We start from the raw sequence: 16,007 nt of genomic DNA, 5'->3' as shown, positions 1-16,007 counted from the left end.
AACAGAAGCCTGGGTAAATGGAGCACATAACGCTTCTCCTCGGGATCGTGATCATTACCGCTCTCGTGTTCGACTTCACGAACGGTTTCCACGACACGGCCAACGCGATGGCCACCACCATCTCGACCGGCGCCCTCAAACCCAAGACGGCGGTGGCCATGTCCGCCGTGCTCAACCTCGTCGGCGCGTTCATGTCCGTGGAGGTCGCCAAGACGATCTCCAAGGGCCTGGTCAACGAGGAAGGCATCCAGCCAGAGGTGATCTTCGCCGCCCTGGTCGGAGCGATCCTCTGGAACCTCGTCACCTGGCTGGTCGGTCTCCCCTCCAGCTCCTCGCACGCCCTGATGGGTGGCCTGATCGGCGCCGCGGTCGCCTCCGCCGGCATCGGCGCGGTCAACGGCAGCGTCGTCGTCACCAAGGTCCTCATCCCCGCGATCGCCGCGCCGCTCGTGGCCGGTCTGGCCGCGATGCTGGCCGCCAAGGTCACGTACAAGCTGGGCGGCAAGGTCGGTGAGAAGACCTCCACCAAGGGCTACCGCACCGGTCAGATCGCCTCGGCCGGTCTCGTCTCCCTCGCGCACGGCACCAACGACGCGCAGAAGACGATGGGCATCATCACCCTGGCGCTCATCGCCGGAAACGCCCTCCCGGCCGGCGCCAACCCGCCGGTGTGGGTCATCGTCTCCGCCGGTATGGCCATCGCGATGGGTACCTACCTGGGCGGCTGGCGCATCATCCGCACCATGGGCAAGGGCCTGACCGATCTGCAGCCGCAGCAGGGCTTCGCCGCCCAGACCTCGGCCGCCAGCGTCATCCTGGCCTCCTCCTCCCTCGGTTTCTCCCTCTCCACCACCCACGCGTGCTCCGGCGCCGTCATGGGTGCCGGTCTGGGACGCAAGGGCGGCGTGGTCCGCTGGTCCACCGCCACCCGCATGTTCATCGCCTGGGGCCTGACCCTGCCGGCCGCGGCCCTGGTCTCCGCCGGTGCCGAGCTGGTCATGCGGACCGGTGACATCGGCGTCGCCGCCGTCGCGGTCTTCCTGGTCGCCTCCTGCTTCGCCATCTGGGTCATCTCCCGCCGCCAGGTCGTCGACCACCACAACGTCAACGACGTGGACCCGGCCACCGCCGAGGAGCCGGGCGTCGTCACCACGGCGATCGCCGCCGTCACCGTCCCGCCGACCGTCGCCGCGGCCGGTATCCCCGCCGCTGCGACCGCTGCCGGTACGACCGCTGTGGGTACGACCGCTGTCGGTATGGCCGCTGTCGGTATGGCCGCCGCGTTCGCGGACGAGGACCTCAAGGCCACCATCCCGGCCGAGACGACAGCCCCGACGACCGCGCCGTCCCCGGCCGCCGCGGTCTGACCGAGACACACAGAGGAAACGGCAGTATGAAGATCGACTGGGAAGCACTCGGCTCCGTCTTCGGGGTCAGCCTCTCCGCCACCGTCGCCCTCGTGGCCCTGTTCACCCTGGGCCTGGTGGGCCTGTCCAAGCACGAGACCGCCACCGAGCAGGGCGGCACCGCCGCCCTCGCCCGCACCGGCGCGTACCTCTGCTTCACGCTCGTCGCGGCGGCCGTGACGTACGGGATCTACCTGATCGTCTCCTGATCCGCCGCCGTACGGCGGGTCGGGTGTGAAGGCTCCCTCCGGGTTTGTCCCGGGGGGAGCTTTCGCGTCCTGCGCCCCCGCAGCACCGCAGGTCAACGGCGAGTTGACGGGCCTTCGCGGTGCGTGGTGGACTGCCCGAGCCAATACGGCGGCATGGAGAGGAAGTCCGGTGCGAATCCGGCGCGGTCCCGCCACTGTCACCGGGAGAGCACGCCCCGCGTGCGCCCCGGGAGCCAGGAACTCTCGCCGCCGGACACGTCGAACCAGGGCGCGGACCCTGAGTGAGGACATACCTGCCACCATGCGTGCCGATCGCGTGTTCGCGTACGGCGCCACGGCGGGCCTGATCGGCGACCGGATCCTCGGTGATCCGCGCCGAGGGCACCCCGTGGCCGCCTTCGGACGGGCCGCCGCCGCCGTCGAGCGCTCCCTGTGGCGCGACGACCGCGCCCGCGGCCTCCTTCACACCCTCGTGTGCGCCGGGGGCGCGGCCGCCATCGGCGCGCTGGGCGCCCGCGCCGTGCGCTCCCGGCCCGCGGCCGCCCGTATCGCCCTGACCGCCGCCGCCACCTGGGCCGTCGTGGGCGGCACCTCGCTGGGCCGCGAGGCCCGCGCCATCGGCGGCGCGCTCGCCGCCGGGGACATCGAGGTGGCCCGCGAGCGGCTGCCCCACCTGTGCGGGCGCGACCCGCAGGCCCTGGACGGGCAGCAGATGGCCCGCGCGGTCGTGGAGTCCGTCGCCGAGAACACCTCCGACGCGGTGGTCGGGGCCCTGGTGTGGGGCGCCGCCGCCGGAGTCCCCGGACTGCTGGCCTTCCGCGCCGTGAACACCCTGGACGCGATGGTCGGCCACAAGTCCCCCCGCTACCTGCGCTACGGCTGGGCCTCGGCCCGCCTCGACGACCTGGCGGGCTGGCCGGGCGCCCGGCTGACGGCGGTCGCCGCCGTCCTGGCCGGCCCGGACCGGCGGGGCGCCGTACGGGCCTGGCGTGCGGACGCCGCCGCGCACCCGAGCCCGAACGCCGGACCCGTCGAGGCCTCCTTCGCCGGGGCGCTGGGCGTCAGACTGGGCGGCACCCTCGCGTACGGCGGCCGGGTCGAGCACCGGGCCGTACTGAACGGCGGGGCCGGGCGGCCGGTGGAGGTCGCGGACATCGAGCGGGCGGTACGGCTGTCGCGGCAGGTGACCTGGCTGGCGCTGGGTGCCTGCGTGGCCGCCCGGCTGCTCGTCTCCCGTACGGCACAGAGAGGGCGGCGCGCATGAGCGGCGCGAAGCGCGGCGGGGGTCTGCTCGTCGCGGGCACCACGTCGGACGCGGGCAAGAGCGTGGTCACGGCGGGCATCTGCCGGTGGCTGGCCCGCCAGGGCGTGAAGGTGGCGCCCTTCAAGGCGCAGAACATGTCGCTGAACTCCTTCGTCACGCTGGAGGGCGCCGAGATCGGGCGGGCCCAGGCGATGCAGGCCCAGGCGGCCCGCGTGGAGCCGACCGCGCTGATGAACCCGGTGCTGCTCAAGCCGGGCAGCGACCGCAGCAGCCAGGTGGTGCTGCTGGGCAAGCCGGTGGGCGAGATGAGCGCCCGCGGCTACCACGGCGGGCGCCAGGAGCAGTTGCTCGGCATCGTCACGGACTGCCTGGAGCAGCTGCGGGGCACGTATGACGCCGTGATCTGCGAGGGGGCGGGGAGTCCGGCCGAGATCAACCTGCGCCGGACCGACATCGTGAACATGGGCATCGCGCGGGCCGCGCGGTTCCCGGTGGTCGTGGTCGGGGACATCGACCGCGGCGGGGTCTTCGCGTCCTTCTTCGGGACGACGGCGTTGCTGTCCCCCGAGGACCAGTCCCTGATCGCCGGGTACATGGTCAACAAGTTCCGCGGTGACGTGTCGCTGCTGGAGCCGGGCATGGAGATGCTGCGCGGGCTGACGGGCCGGGCCACGTACGGGGTGCTGCCCTTCCGGCACGGCCTCGGCATCGACGAGGAGGACGGCCTGCGGGTCTCCCTGCGCGGGGCGGTACGGGAGTCCGTGGTCGCGCCGCCGGTGGGCGAGGACGTGCTGCGGGTCGCGGTGTGCGCGGTGCCGCTGATGTCGAACTTCACGGACGTCGACGCGCTCGCGGCGGAGCCGGGGATCGTGGTGCGGTTCGTGGACCGGGCCGAGGAACTGGCCGACGCGGACCTGGTCGTCGTGCCCGGCACCCGGGGCACGGTGAAGGCCCTGCAGTGGCTGCGCGAACGCGGGCTCGCGGACGCACTGCTGCGGCGGGCCGCCGAGGGGCGGCCGGTGCTGGGCATCTGCGGCGGGTTCCAGGTCCTGGGCGAGCGGATCTCCGACGAGGTCGAATCGCGGGCGGGCGAGGTCGACGGCCTCGGACTCCTCCCGGTACGGGTCCGCTTCGAGCGGGAGAAGACCCTGGCCCGGCCGGTCGGCTCGGCGCTGGGCGAGGACGTGACGGGCTACGAGATCCACCACGGCGTGGCGCAGGTGCTCGGCGGCGAGGCCTTCCTGGACGGCTGCCGGGTCGGGTCGGTGTGGGGCACCCACTGGCACGGTTCGCTGGAGTCGGACGGCTTCCGCCGGGCGTTCCTGCGGGAGGTGGCGACGGCCGCGGGCCGCCGCTTCGTCCCCGCCCCGGACACCTCGTTCTCCGCCCTGCGGGAGGAACAGCTGGACCTGCTGGGCGACCTGATCGAAGAACACGCCGACACGGGTGCGCTGCTTCGCCTGATCGAGGGTGGCGCCCCGGCCGGCCTCCCCTTCATCCCCCCGGGCGCCCCGTGACGGCCCGGTCCCTGCCCTTGCGCGCAGTGGCGACCCGCACGCCGACGGCATACGTACGCACAGAAGGAGTGAGCAACGCATGAGCACGCCCTACCCGTTCACCGCAGTGGTCGGCCAGACCGACCTGCGGCTGGCGCTCCTGCTCAACGCCGTGAGCCCAGCGGTCGGTGGGGTGCTCGTGCGCGGTGAGAAGGGGACCGCCAAGTCCACCGCCGTCCGCGCGCTGTCCGCGCTGCTGCCGCAGGTGGACGTGGTGTCCGGCTGCCGGTTCAGCTGCGCGCCCGCCACGCCCGACCCGGCCTGCCCGGACGGCCCGCACGAGCCCGGCCCCGGCGGCCTCCGCCCCGCCCGCATGGTGGAGCTGCCCGTCGGCGCCTCCGAGGACCGCCTGGTCGGCGCCCTCGACATCGAACGGGCCCTCGCCGAGGGCGTGAAGGCCTTCGAGCCCGGGCTGCTCGCCGACGCACACCGCGGGATCCTCTACGTCGACGAGGTCAACCTCCTCCACGACCACCTGATCGACCTGCTCCTGGACGCCGCCGCGATGGGCGCCTCGTACGTGGAACGCGAGGGCGTCTCCGTCCGGCACGCCGCCCGCTTCCTGCTCGTCGGCACCATGAACCCCGAGGAGGGCGAGCTCCGCCCGCAGCTCCTCGACCGGTTCGGCCTCACCGTCGAGGTGGCCGCCTCCCGCGAGCCGGCCCAGCGGGTGGAGGTGGTCCGCCGCCGGCTCGCCTACGAGGACGATCCCGCGGGCTTCGCGACCCGCTGGGCCGGGGACGAGCACGAGGTCCGCGCCCGTGTGGTGGCCGCCCGGGCGCTCCTGCCGAAGGTCTCGCTCGGTGACACCGCGCTCCTGATGATCGCGGCGACCTGCGCCGGGTTCGAGGTCGACGGCATGCGGGCCGACATCGTGATGGCGCGGACCGCGACCGCGCTGGCCGCCTGGGCCGGGCGCACCGAGGTGCGCAAGGAGGACGTCCGGCAGGCCGCCCTGCTGGCGCTCCCCCACCGGCGCCGCCGCAACCCGTTCGACGCGCCCGGGCTCGACGAGGACAAGCTGGACGAGATCCTCGACCAGTTCCCGGACGAGGAGCCGGAACCCGAGCCCGAGCCCGACCCGGAACCCGAGGGTCCCGACGACAACGACGACAACGACGACGACGACGGCGGCCCCGGCGGAGGCGGCGGGGTGCCTCCGCAGGACGACGGTCCCCAGGACCCGGGCACCTCGGCCGAGACCTCCCCGGACTCCGGCACCGACGAGCCCGGCGAGGCCCCCGGGGACGCCCCCGAGGCCCCGCAGCCCTCCGCCCAGGAGAGCGCCGGGCCCGAGCAGGCACCCGTACGGGCCGCCGAGCCGTTCCGGACCAAGATGCTCAGCGTGCCCGGCCTCGGCGAGGGCGCGTCCGGACGCCGGTCCCGCGCCCGCACCGCCCACGGCCGCACCACCGGCGCCCAGCGCCCGCGCGGCCACCTGACGAAGCTGCACCTGACCGCCACCATCCAGGCCGCCGCCCCGCACCAGAAGGCGCGCGGGCGCCACGGACGCGGTCTGGTGATCCGCAAGGACGATCTGCGCCAGGCCACGCGGGAGGGCCGCGAGGGCAACCTCGTCCTCTTCGTCGTCGACGCCTCCGGCTCCATGGCCGCCCGGCAGCGCATGAGCGCGGTCAAGGGCGCCGTGCTCTCGCTGCTCCTGGACGCGTACCAGCGCCGGGACAAGGTCGGTCTGATCACCTTCCGGGGGGCCACGGCCGAGCTGGCCCTGCCGCCGACCTCCTCGGTGGACGCGGCGGCGGCCCGGCTGGAGCAGCTGCCGACGGGTGGCCGCACCCCGCTGGCCGCCGGGCTGCTGAAGGCCCACGAGGTGCTGCGGATCGAGCGGCTCCGGGATCCCTCGCGCCGGCCGCTGCTCGTCGTCGTCACCGACGGCCGGGCCACCTCGGCCGGGAACGCCGGGGGCCGTACGGACAGCAGTCCGCGCGAGCTCGCGGGCCACAGCGCACGGCTGTTGCAGGCCGGGGGCGTCGCCTCGGTGGTCGTGGACTGCGAAACCGGCCCGGTCCGGCTGGGGCTGGCCGGGGTACTGGCCCGTGACCTCGGCGGACCCGCCGTCACGCTCGACGGGCTGCGGGCCGACTCGCTGGCCGGGCTCGTGAAGAACGTACGCACGGCAGTGACATCCACTGCATCACCCCACAGCAGCAACAGGAGGGCCGCGTAATGCCTCAGGGACAGCCGTCCGTCGTTCCCGACGACGGGCTCACGACGCGCCAGCGCCGCAACCGTCCGCTGGTCTTCGTCCACACCGGCCCCGGCAAGGGCAAGTCGACGGCGGCCTTCGGGCTGGCGCTGCGCGCCTGGAACCAGGGCTGGCCGATCGGGGTGTTCCAGTTCGTCAAGTCGGCGAAGTGGAAGGTCGGCGAGGAGAACGCGCTCAAGGTGCTCGGGGCCTCCGGCGAGGGCGGCTCCGTCGTCTGGCACAAGATGGGCGAGGGCTGGTCCTGGGTCCAGCGGGACGCGCAGCTCGACAACGAGCAGGCGGCCAAGGAGGGCTGGGAGCAGGTCAAGCGCGACCTGGCCGCCGAGACGCACAAGCTGTACGTGCTCGACGAGTTCGCCTACCCGATGCACTGGGGCTGGATCGACGTCGACGAGGTCATCGAGGTGCTCCGCAACCGGCCCGGCACCCAGCACGTGGTGATCACGGGCCGCAACGCGCCGGAGAAGCTGGTGGAGTTCGCGGACCTCGTCACCGAGATGACCAAGGTCAAGCACCCGATGGACACGGGACAGAAGGGCCAGAAGGGCATCGAGTGGTGACTTCGTACCGGTTCAACATGCCTCGTCTGGTGATCGCCGCGCCGTCCTCCGGCAGCGGCAAGACCACCGTGGCCACGGGCCTGATGGCGGCCTTCGCGGAGCGCGGCCTCGCCGTGTCCCCGCACAAGGCCGGCCCCGACTACATCGACCCCGGGTACCACGCGCTGGCCACCGGCCGGCCCGGACGCAACCTCGACGCCTTCATGTGCGGGCCGGAGCTGATCGCTCCGATGTTCGCGCACGGGGCGGCCGGGTGCGATCTGGCCGTGGTCGAGGGCGTGATGGGGCTCTACGACGGGGCCGCGGGCCGGGGTGAACTGGCGTCGACGGCGCAGGTCGCGAAGCTGCTGCGGGCGCCGGTGGTGCTCGTGGTCGACGCGTCGTCGCAGTCGCGGTCGGTGGCGGCGCTGGTGCACGGATTCGCGTCGTTCGACCCGCAGGTGCGGCTGGGGGGCGTGATCCTGAACAAGGTCGGCTCCGACCGGCACGAGGTGATGCTGCGGGAGGCCCTGGAGGAGGCCGGCATGCCGGTCCTCGGCGTCCTGCGGCGGGCCCCCCAGGTGGCCACGCCGTCACGCCACCTGGGCCTGGTCCCGGTGGCCGAGCGCCACACCGACGCCCTGGCCTCGGTGTCGGCCCTGGCCGCGCAGGTCCGGGCGGGCTGTGACCTGGACGCCCTGATGGCCCTGGCCCGCACGGCCCCACCGCTGGACTGCGAGGCCTGGTCTGCGGAGCGTGCCCTGGCGGGCACTCGGGGCACCGCCCCGGCCTCCGGTCCTCGAACGCCGGACGGGCTGGAAGATCCAGCCTCGCCGGTATCTGAGGCGCGGGGTCCGGGGAGGGGCCCCGGCAACGGCGCCGCACCCGCGGACCTCGGCGGAGCCCCCGGCAGACGGCCGGTGATCGCCGTCGCGGGCGGGCCGGCGTTCACGTTCTCCTACGCCGAGCACACCGAGCTGCTCACCGCCGCCGGGGCGGAGGTCGTCACCTTCGACCCGCTCCGGGACGAGGCGCTCCCCGACGGCACCACCGGCCTGGTGATCGGCGGCGGCTTCCCGGAGATGTACGCGCCCGAACTGTCCGCCAACGAACCGCTGCGCGCGGCCGTCGCCGCCTTCGCCGCGGCCGGCGGCCCGGTGGCCGCGGAGTGCGCCGGGCTGCTCTACCTCGGGCGGTCGCTCGACGGGAAGCCCATGTGCGGGGTGCTCGACGCCGACGCCCGGATGTCGGAGCGCCTCACCCTCGGCTACCGCGAGGCGGTGGCGGTGTCCGACAGCGCCCTCGCCCGGGCCGGGACCCGGCTGCGCGGGCACGAGTTCCACCGGACGGTGATCGAGCCGGGCGCCGGGGCGGCCCCCGCCTGGGGGTTCACGCACCCGGAGCGCCGGGTCGAGGGCTTCGTACAGCAGGGTGTGCACGCCAGCTACCTGCACACGCACTGGGCGGCGGAGCCGTCCGTCGCCCGCCGCTTCACGCAAGCCGCGGCAGCACGGCGGTGACCTCCGTCCCCCGCCGGCGCTCAGTCCGCGATGCCCACCACCAGCCAGATCCCGGCCACCCCGCCCACCGTGCACATCAGCGTGGACAGGGCGGGGTGCTTGTGGTGGGCCTCGGGCAGGATCTCGGCGGACGCGAGGTACAGCAGGACGCCTCCGAAGAAGCCGAGGTACGCGCCGAGGGGTTCCTCCGGAAGGGTGAACAGCAAAGTGGACGCCGCGCCCACGACCGGGGCGACGGCGTCCGCGAAGAGCATCATCAGGGCCTTGCGGCGGTCGTTCCCGTAGAGACTGGTGAGCGTGTACGTGTTGAACCCGTCGGCGAAGTCGTGGGTGAGCACGGCCAGCGCCACGGCCACGCCCATCCCCCCGCCGACCTGGAAGGCCGCACCCAGGGCCACGCCGTCGGCGAGGCTGTGGCCGACCATGGCCGCGGCCGCGGTGAGCCCCACCTGGGGGACGCGGGCGCCGTTCTCGGCGCCGTGCGCGGCCTGGCGGACGGCGAGGAGCCGTTCCACGACGTGCGCGACCAGGAAGCCCGCCACGAACAGCAGCAGGGCGAGCGGGACGCCGAACACCTCGCCGCCCGCCGCGTGGAGGGCCTCCGGGAGCAGGTCGAGGCCCACGACGCCGAGCATCAGCCCACCGGCCAGGCCCAGCACGAGGTGGCGGCGGTCGGTGACGCGCTGCGCCGTCCATCCGCCCGCCAGGGTCATCAGGAACGCACCCAACGCCACGATCACGGCCATGTGCCCCTGAATACAGACTCCTCGGCCCGCGCGCACGTCCGCGCGCGGGTGGCGGGCGGCGGAGGGTTGACGACTGACCGGCCGGTGCCGGTGACTTGCCGGTGAAGGTGACTACGGAGGGAGGAACCCCGGTGGGCGAGTACACGACACAGGTGGTGGTCGGGGTCGGCGGACGCGCGGGGGTTTCCGTCGCGGAGGTCTGCGCCCTGGTCGAGGAGACGCTGCGCGGGGCCGGGCTGGCCGTGGGGGCGGTGACGGCGCTGGCCACGGTGGAGTCGAAGGCGGGCGAGGCCGGGATCACCGGCGCGGCGGAACGTTTCGGCGTACCTCTCGTCAGCTATCCCGCCGAACGGCTGGCCGCCGTCACCGTGCCGCATCCCTCCGAGGCCGCGCGCACCGCCACCGGGACCCCCTCGGTCGCGGAGGCCGCGGCCCTCGCGGCCGGCGGGGAGCTCCTCGTGCCCAAGCGGCGGTCGATGGCGGCGACCTGCGCGGTGGCCACGGCGCACGGGCACGACCTGCGCCATCACGGGGACGCCGAGGTGATGGACGCGGGCTCGGCGCTGGTGGACCTGGCGGTCAACGTACGTGCGCAGACGCCCCCGGACTGGCTCAAGCAGCGGATCGCCGCCTCCCTCGGGGATCTCGCCGCATATCCCGACGGGCGGCCCGCCCGCGCGGCCGTGGCTGTTCGGCACGGGCTGCCGGTCGAGCGGGTGCTGTTGACGGCCGGGGCCGCGGAGGCGTTCGTCCTGATCGCCCGGGCCCTGGGAGCCGTACGGCCGGTCGTGGTGCATCCGCAGTTCACCGAGCCGGAAGCGGCCCTGCGGGACGCGGGGCACCGGGTGGAGCGGGTCGTGCTGCGGGCGGCGGACGGCTTCCGGCTGGACCCGGCGGCGGTGCCGGAGGACGCGGACCTGGTGGTGATCGGCAATCCGACCAACCCGACGTCCGTGCTGCACCCGGCGCAGACGCTGGCGGCGCTGGCCCGGCCGGGCCGGATCCTGGTGGTGGACGAGGCGTTCATGGACGCCGTCCCGGGCGAGCGGGAGGCCCTGGCCGGACGGATGGACCTGCCGGGGCTGGTGGTGCTGCGCAGCCTGACCAAGACGTGGGGCCTGGCGGGGCTGCGGATCGGCTACGTGCTGGCCGAGCCCGAGGTGATCGCGAAGCTGGCGGCCGCGCAGCCGCTGTGGCCCGTGTCGACACCGGCGCTGGTGGCGGCCGAGGCCTGCATGGCTCCGGAGGCGCTGGCCGAGGCGGAGGAGGCGGCCCGGCGCACAGCCGTGGACCGCGCGCATCTGCTGGCCGGGCTCGCGGAGTTCGACGAGGTGACGGCCGTCGGGGTGGCGGAAGGGCCGTTCGTCCTGATCCGGGTGACGGGCGGGGCCGAGGTCCGCACCCGGCTGCGCGCGCTCGGCTTCGCCGTGCGCCGCGGGGACACCTTCCCGGGGCTGGACCACTCCTGGCTCCGGCTGGCGGTGCGCGACCGGGCGACGACGGGCCGGCTTCTGCAGGCCCTGGACCACGCCCTCGCCCTGTCCGCACGGTGACCGCGGCGGCCCCCGCAACAGCCGTCTGACCTGCGCGCATCCCCGCGCCGGAACGCGTATTCGCCCCGAAGTCACCCATCTGGCCCCCCTACGATGGCCCCGGGGGCCGGGCCGGGTGAGGATCCCCGCATCAGTGCACGAGACCGGGGGGTTGGGAAATGAAGGCATCCGCCAAGATGGGCGCCGTGCTGGCCGGGCTGGCGGTCGTGGGCGGGGGGATCTACGGCGTGCCCCGGCTGCTCGACGCCGACGGCGGTGCGGCGCCCTCGACTCAGCAGCGACTCCGGGGCGAGCCGGGCCGGGGTGAGGCGCAGGCGCGGCCCGAGGGCGCCGCGCCTGCCCCCGGGAAGCCGTTCACGCTGGTGGCGACCGGCGACATCATCCCGTACCCGTCGATCGTCCAGCGGTCGGCGGACGACGCGGGCAGGGCCGGGGAGTACGACTTCCGGAAGATACTGGCCGGGGTCAAACCCCTGGTCACCGCCGCCGACCTGGCGATATGCCACCACGAGATACCGTACGGGCGCCCCGGCGGCCCCTACACCGGCTATCCCACCTTCAAGGCCCCGCACCAACTGGCGGACGCCCTCAAGGACGCCGGGTACGACAGCTGTTCCACTGCCTCGAACCACACCCTGGACGACGGCTACGAGGGCCTCGCCCGCACCCTGGAGCACCTCGACCGGGTCGGCATCCCGCACGTCGGCTCGGCCCGCAGCGCGGAGGAGGCCAAGACCCCGGCGCTGCTCGCGGCGGGCGGCGCGAAGGTCGCCCAGCTCTCGTACACGTACGGCACGAACGGCATCCCGCTTCCCCAGGACAAGCCGTGGGCCGTCAATCTGATCGACAAGGACCGGATCGTCGCCGACGCCCGGGCCGCCCGGGCGGCGGGCGCGAACGTGGTGGTGCTCAGCGTCCACTGGGGCACCGAGTGGCAGACGGCCCCCGACGAGCAGCAGAAGGAACTGGCGCAGGCGCTGACCGCCTCCCGCTCGGCCGACGGCCTCCCCGACATCGACCTGATCATCGGCACCCACAACCACGTGCCGCAGCCCTACGAGAAGATCAACGGCACCTGGGTGGTCTTCGGGATGGGCGACCAGGTCGCCAGCTTCGTACCGGCCGACAAACTGCGAGGCAACCAGTCCTCGGTCCCCCGGTTCACCTTCTCCCCGGCGGCGGGCCGTCCCGGCCGCTGGGAGGTGGTCAAGGCCGAATACCTCACGCAGTACTCGGACATGGGGCCGCCGTTCCGTGTCGTCTGCGCCTCCTGCGCGGCCTCGGACACCTCGCTCCCGGCCGGCAAGCGGAGCGAGTACGCGCGGATCGACCAGCAGGTCACCCAGGCCGTGATGTCACGTGGCGCGGACGGACAGGGCCTGGAGCACGCCACCCGCTGAGCCCCGCTCGGCGCCGGGCCCGCCGGTCGCCGCGCCGCCCGCCCGTCGCGCCTCCCACGCGCCACGCCGCCCGGCGCAGCCGCCGCCCGTTGAGCACTCCCCTCCGTGTGCTCCCCGGGAGCGGGCACGCCGGGCGGCGGCCCGGGGCTTCCGCCCGCCCTACGAGGCCCTGCCCCGCCGGGTGAGCAGGAGCGCGCCCCCGCCGAGGGCGAGCAGGGTCAGCGCCCCGCCCGCGACGTAGGGGGTCAGTGAACCGCCGCCGGTCTCGGCGAGGTTGGCGTTGGCCGTGGTGCCGGACGCGACGCCGGAGCCGGTCCCCGTCGCGGTCTGGGGCTTGACGTCCGGGTTCGTGGGCGGGGTCGAGGCCGGGGCCGCGCCCGCGGGGGACTCGCAGTGCGCCTCGGCGAGCACGATCTCCCCGTCCACCTGCGCCACGTTCAGCTTCAGCGGGTTCACCGCCACCTTCAGGCGAAGCGCGGCCGCGGCAGCCGTGGTGGAGGTGGTCTGGGTGCCGGACAGCTCCAGCAGGACCTCGCCCACGCCGGGGACCTCGATCTTGGTGGGGCCGCCCGCCGTCAGGGTCACCTTCTTGCCGAGCGCCGTCACCTTCCCGACGACGTTCGCGCCGGCCACCGGCTTCTTGCCCGCCTCGCAGACGGCCTTGGAGGTGACGTTCTCCACCTCGATCAGGGAGAGCAGCGGCAGTCCGGGCACGTGGACGGAGGCCTTGGCGAGGTTCACCTCCGCCTCGGCGCGGGTCTTGTCGGCGCTCGCCTTGGAGGTGGCCACGTCGGCGCGCAGCACACTGACCGGCTTGTTCCCTTCGACCCCGTCCAGGGTGACGGTCAGCGCCGTCTTCTGGGCCGTCGCCGGGGCGCTGACCTCGTTGAGGGTCGTCTTCAGCGGGACGTGCACCGTCTTGTTGAGGAGGCCCACGTCCAGTCCGGCGCGCAGGACGACGGCGCCGGCCTTGCCCTCGCCCCCGGCTCCGCCGCCTCCCGTGGCGAAGGCGGCCGGAGCGGTGAGCAGGGCGACCGCTCCCGTGGCGAGCAGGACGGCCGCGGGCATGCGGAGGGTATGGCTGTTCAAGGTGGTGGAACCCCCGGGGAGTTGGGTGCCGTCGCGGCGCCAATGGGGGACATTGCGCGTGCCGACGGCCTCGACCCCGGAATCTTTACGCACTGTGGGTGAACGAGGGGCGACCTGACGTTACTTCACCCCAAAGGGTGGTTTCCGGGCGCTTATTCGAATCATTCCGCCCCATGATGAACGCAAGTTCTCCCCTTTCACGGAGACCCGGTCCGCGCGGTCGTCTTCAACGACCGACGGGCCCCGGTGTCACGCGACGTCAACCGGGCACCGGCGCACGGCTCAGGCCCGGACCCTTCCGTTCACGACGACCCTGAGCGGCTGCGCCAGTGCGCGTACGTCGGCCCGCGGGTCGGCGGCGTAGACCACGAGGTCGGCGGGCGCCCCTTCGGTCAGGCCCGGCCTGCCGAGCCACTGCCGCGCCGCCCAGGTCGTCGCGGAGAGGGCGTCCAGTGCCGGGATACCGGCCTTGACCAGCTCCTCGACCTCCGCCGCGACCAGGCCGTGCGGGAGGGAACCTCCCGCGTCGGTGCCGACGTAGACCTCGATGCCCGCGTCGTAGGCGGCGCCGACGGTGTCGTACCGCCGGTCGTGGAGCCTTCGCATGTGCGCCGACCAGCGCGGGAACTTCGTCTCGCCGCCCGCCGCCATCTTCGGGAAGGTCGCGATGTTCACGAGCGTGGGGACGATCGCGACGCCGCGCTCGGCGAAGAGCGGGATGGTGTCCTCGGTGAGGCCCGTGGCGTGCTCGATGCAGTCGATGCCCGCCTCGACCAGGTCGCGCAGCGAGTCCTCGGCGAAGCAGTGCGCCGTGACGCGGGCGCCCAGCCGGTGCGCCTCGGCGATGGCCGCCTCGACCTCGGCGCGCGGCCAGCAGGCCGCGAGGTCCCCGGCGTCGCGGTCGATCCAGTCACCGACGAGCTTGACCCAGCCGTCGCCGCGCAGCGCCTCGCGGCCCACGTACTCGACGAGGTCGGCGGGCTCGATCTCGTGGGCGTAGTTGCGGATGTAGCGGCGGGTGCGCGCGATGTGCCGCCCGGCCCGAATGATCTTCGGCAGGTCCTCGCGGTCGTCGATCCAGCGGGTGTCCGAGGGCGACCCGGCGTCCCGGATGAGGAGGGTGCCGGCGTCGCGGTCGGTGAGGGCCTGGCGCTCGGCGGTCTCGGCGTCGACCGGGCCGTGCGAGTCCAGCCCCACGTGGCAGTGCGCGTCGACCAGCCCGGGCAGGGCCCAGCCGGTGACCGTGGTGACCTCGCGGGCGCCGAGCGGGCGCTCGTAGGAGATCCGGCCGCCCACCACCCAGAGCTCGTCCCGGACCTCGTCGGGCCCGACCAGCACCCGCCCCTTCACGTGCAGCACGTCGCTCACATCACTCACATCGCTCATGGCGGCACTGTATGCGCGGGCCCTGCCGCGTCAGGAGGCGGACAGGACGTCCAGCAGCCGGTCCACGTCGGCCTCGGTGTTGTAGAGGTGGAACGAGGCCCGCAGGAGGCCGGCGCGGGCCGAGGTGGCGATGCCGGCCGCTTCGAGGGCGGGCTGCCGGTCGGCGAGGCCCGGCACCGAGACGATGGCGGAGTCGCCGGGGACGGGTTCGTGGCCCAGGCGCGCGAGTCCGGCCCGGTAGCGGGTGGCCAGGGCGGTGTCGTGCGCGTGGACGGCCCCGATGCCGATCCGCTCGAGCAGGGCCAGCGCGGGCTCGGAGGCGTGGTAGGCCAGGAAGGCCGGGGACTCGTCGAACCGCCACGCTCCGTGGACCAGTTCGGACATCGGCCCGTAGGTGGCGTCCCCTTCGGCCACCGCCGGCACCCAGCCCGCGTGCAGCGGGGTCAGCGTGTGTTCGGCCTCCCGCGACACGGTCAGGTACGAGGCCCCGCGCACGCCGAGCAGCCATTTGAAGCCGGCTGCGACCGTGTACTCGTACGGCGAGGCATCGAAGGGGAGCCAGCCCGCGGCCTGAGTGGCGTCGACGAGCATCCGGGCCCCGTGGGCCGTCGTCGCCGCACGCACCGCGGCCAGGTCGGCGGTGCGGCCGTCCGCGGACTGTACGACGCTCAGCGAGACGAGGGCGGTGCCGGGGCCGACGGCCTCGGCGACGGACTCGAGCGGGGCGAAACGCACCTTGAGATCGCCGCGCGCCACGAAGGGGTTGATCACGGAGGCGAACTCGCCCTCGGGACACAGCACTTCGGCGCCAGACGGGAGCGAGGCGGCGACCAGGCCGACATGGGTGGAGACGGCCGAGCCGACGGACACCCGGTCGGCGTCCACCCCGACCAGGCGGGCGAAGGCCGCGCGGGCCCCGCGCACGCGGCCGAAGTCGCCGAAGCCGGTGGGGAGCCCGGCCCCCGCCGCCTCGGCCAGCTCCCGTACGGCCGCGACGGACGAACGCGGGACGACTCCGCACCGGGCGGTGTTGAGGTAGGTGGTGGTGGGGGCGAACTCGGCGCGGGTCGCTTCGGCGAGCGGAAGGTCCATGCCCTCCACCCTGCGCCAGG

13 protein-coding genes and 1 riboswitch are annotated in these 16,007 nt (G+C 74.1%); of the genes, 9 read left to right on the top strand and 4 right to left on the bottom strand.

Annotated features, from left to right (window positions below):
• Positions 1-17: 17 nt before the first annotated feature.
• From ACGFZK_RS25525 to ACGFZK_RS25495, 7 genes are all read left to right on the top strand, one after another.
• Positions 18-1,367 carry an anion permease gene (locus ACGFZK_RS25525; RefSeq protein ID WP_393851177.1) on the top strand — a complete coding sequence of 450 codons (1,350 nt, stop codon included), beginning with the start codon at positions 18-20 and terminating at the stop codon, positions 1,365-1,367.
• Between the two features lie 26 nt (positions 1,368-1,393).
• The gene (locus tag ACGFZK_RS25520; protein WP_393851176.1) at positions 1,394-1,615 is read left to right on the top strand and encodes a hypothetical protein; all 222 of its coding nucleotides are present in this window, start codon (positions 1,394-1,396) and stop codon (positions 1,613-1,615) included.
• Positions 1,616-1,772: 157 nt separating this feature from the next.
• A riboswitch (cobalamin riboswitch) is annotated at positions 1,773-1,858 on the top strand.
• A gap of 58 nt (positions 1,859-1,916) precedes the next feature.
• Complete coding sequence (locus ACGFZK_RS25515) at positions 1,917-2,879, top strand: cobalamin biosynthesis protein (protein WP_393851175.1); 963 nt, start codon at positions 1,917-1,919, stop codon at positions 2,877-2,879.
• A complete protein-coding gene (locus tag ACGFZK_RS25510; RefSeq protein WP_393851174.1) occupies positions 2,876-4,396 on the top strand; it encodes a cobyric acid synthase in 1,521 nt (506 codons plus the stop codon). The genes ACGFZK_RS25515 and ACGFZK_RS25510 overlap by 4 nt, the downstream gene beginning before the upstream one ends.
• A 79-nt stretch (positions 4,397-4,475) precedes the next feature.
• A complete protein-coding gene (locus ACGFZK_RS25505) occupies positions 4,476-6,623 on the top strand; it encodes a putative cobaltochelatase (protein WP_393851173.1) in 2,148 nt (715 codons plus the stop codon).
• Positions 6,623-7,222 (top strand): cob(I)yrinic acid a,c-diamide adenosyltransferase, encoded by a 600-nt coding sequence (gene cobO, locus ACGFZK_RS25500; RefSeq protein ID WP_030013115.1) that lies wholly within the window; start codon positions 6,623-6,625, stop codon positions 7,220-7,222. Before ACGFZK_RS25505 ends, cobO begins: the two co-directional genes overlap by 1 nt.
• A gap of 17 nt (positions 7,223-7,239) precedes the next feature.
• Positions 7,240-8,721 (top strand): cobyrinate a,c-diamide synthase, encoded by a 1,482-nt coding sequence (locus ACGFZK_RS25495; RefSeq protein ID WP_393851172.1) that lies wholly within the window; start codon positions 7,240-7,242, stop codon positions 8,719-8,721.
• 20 nt (positions 8,722-8,741) lie between these two features.
• Here ACGFZK_RS25495 and ACGFZK_RS25490 read toward each other — a convergent pair whose 3' ends face one another.
• Positions 8,742-9,467, bottom strand: coding sequence for a ZIP family metal transporter (locus ACGFZK_RS25490; RefSeq protein WP_393851171.1), 726 nt, complete (start codon positions 9,465-9,467; stop codon positions 8,742-8,744).
• Positions 9,468-9,598: 131 nt separating this feature from the next.
• Between ACGFZK_RS25490 and cobC the strand changes: the two genes are divergently transcribed.
• Positions 9,599-11,020, top strand: a complete 1,422-nt coding sequence (cobC, locus tag ACGFZK_RS25485; RefSeq protein ID WP_393851170.1) for an Rv2231c family pyridoxal phosphate-dependent protein CobC — start codon at positions 9,599-9,601, stop codon at positions 11,018-11,020.
• Between the two features lie 158 nt (positions 11,021-11,178).
• Positions 11,179-12,420 (top strand): CapA family protein, encoded by a 1,242-nt coding sequence (locus ACGFZK_RS25480; RefSeq protein ID WP_393851169.1) that lies wholly within the window; start codon positions 11,179-11,181, stop codon positions 12,418-12,420.
• Between the two features lie 159 nt (positions 12,421-12,579).
• Here the strand turns inward: ACGFZK_RS25480 and ACGFZK_RS25475 are convergent, their stop codons facing one another.
• The 3 genes from ACGFZK_RS25475 to ACGFZK_RS25465 all read right to left on the bottom strand — a co-directional run bounded on the left by ACGFZK_RS25475 (position 12,580) and on the right by ACGFZK_RS25465 (position 15,987).
• Complete coding sequence (locus ACGFZK_RS25475) at positions 12,580-13,509, bottom strand: SCO1860 family LAETG-anchored protein (protein ID WP_393851168.1); 930 nt, start codon at positions 13,507-13,509, stop codon at positions 12,580-12,582.
• A gap of 282 nt (positions 13,510-13,791) precedes the next feature.
• Positions 13,792-14,895 (bottom strand): amidohydrolase family protein, encoded by a 1,104-nt coding sequence (locus ACGFZK_RS25470; RefSeq protein WP_393851167.1) that lies wholly within the window; start codon positions 14,893-14,895, stop codon positions 13,792-13,794.
• 30 nt (positions 14,896-14,925) lie between these two features.
• On the bottom strand, positions 14,926-15,987 hold the full coding sequence (locus ACGFZK_RS25465) for an aminotransferase class V-fold PLP-dependent enzyme (RefSeq protein WP_393851166.1): 1,062 nt from the start codon (positions 15,985-15,987) through the stop codon (positions 14,926-14,928).
• Positions 15,988-16,007 lie beyond the last annotated feature (20 nt).

The sequence above is a fragment of the Streptomyces sp. NPDC048257 genome (assembly GCF_043201855.1).
In the GTDB taxonomy this organism is placed as follows: Bacteria; Actinomycetota; Actinomycetes; order Streptomycetales; family Streptomycetaceae; genus Streptomyces.
Note: the sequence above shows the minus strand (reverse complement) of the source record. Positions and strands in the feature narration are given on the sequence as shown.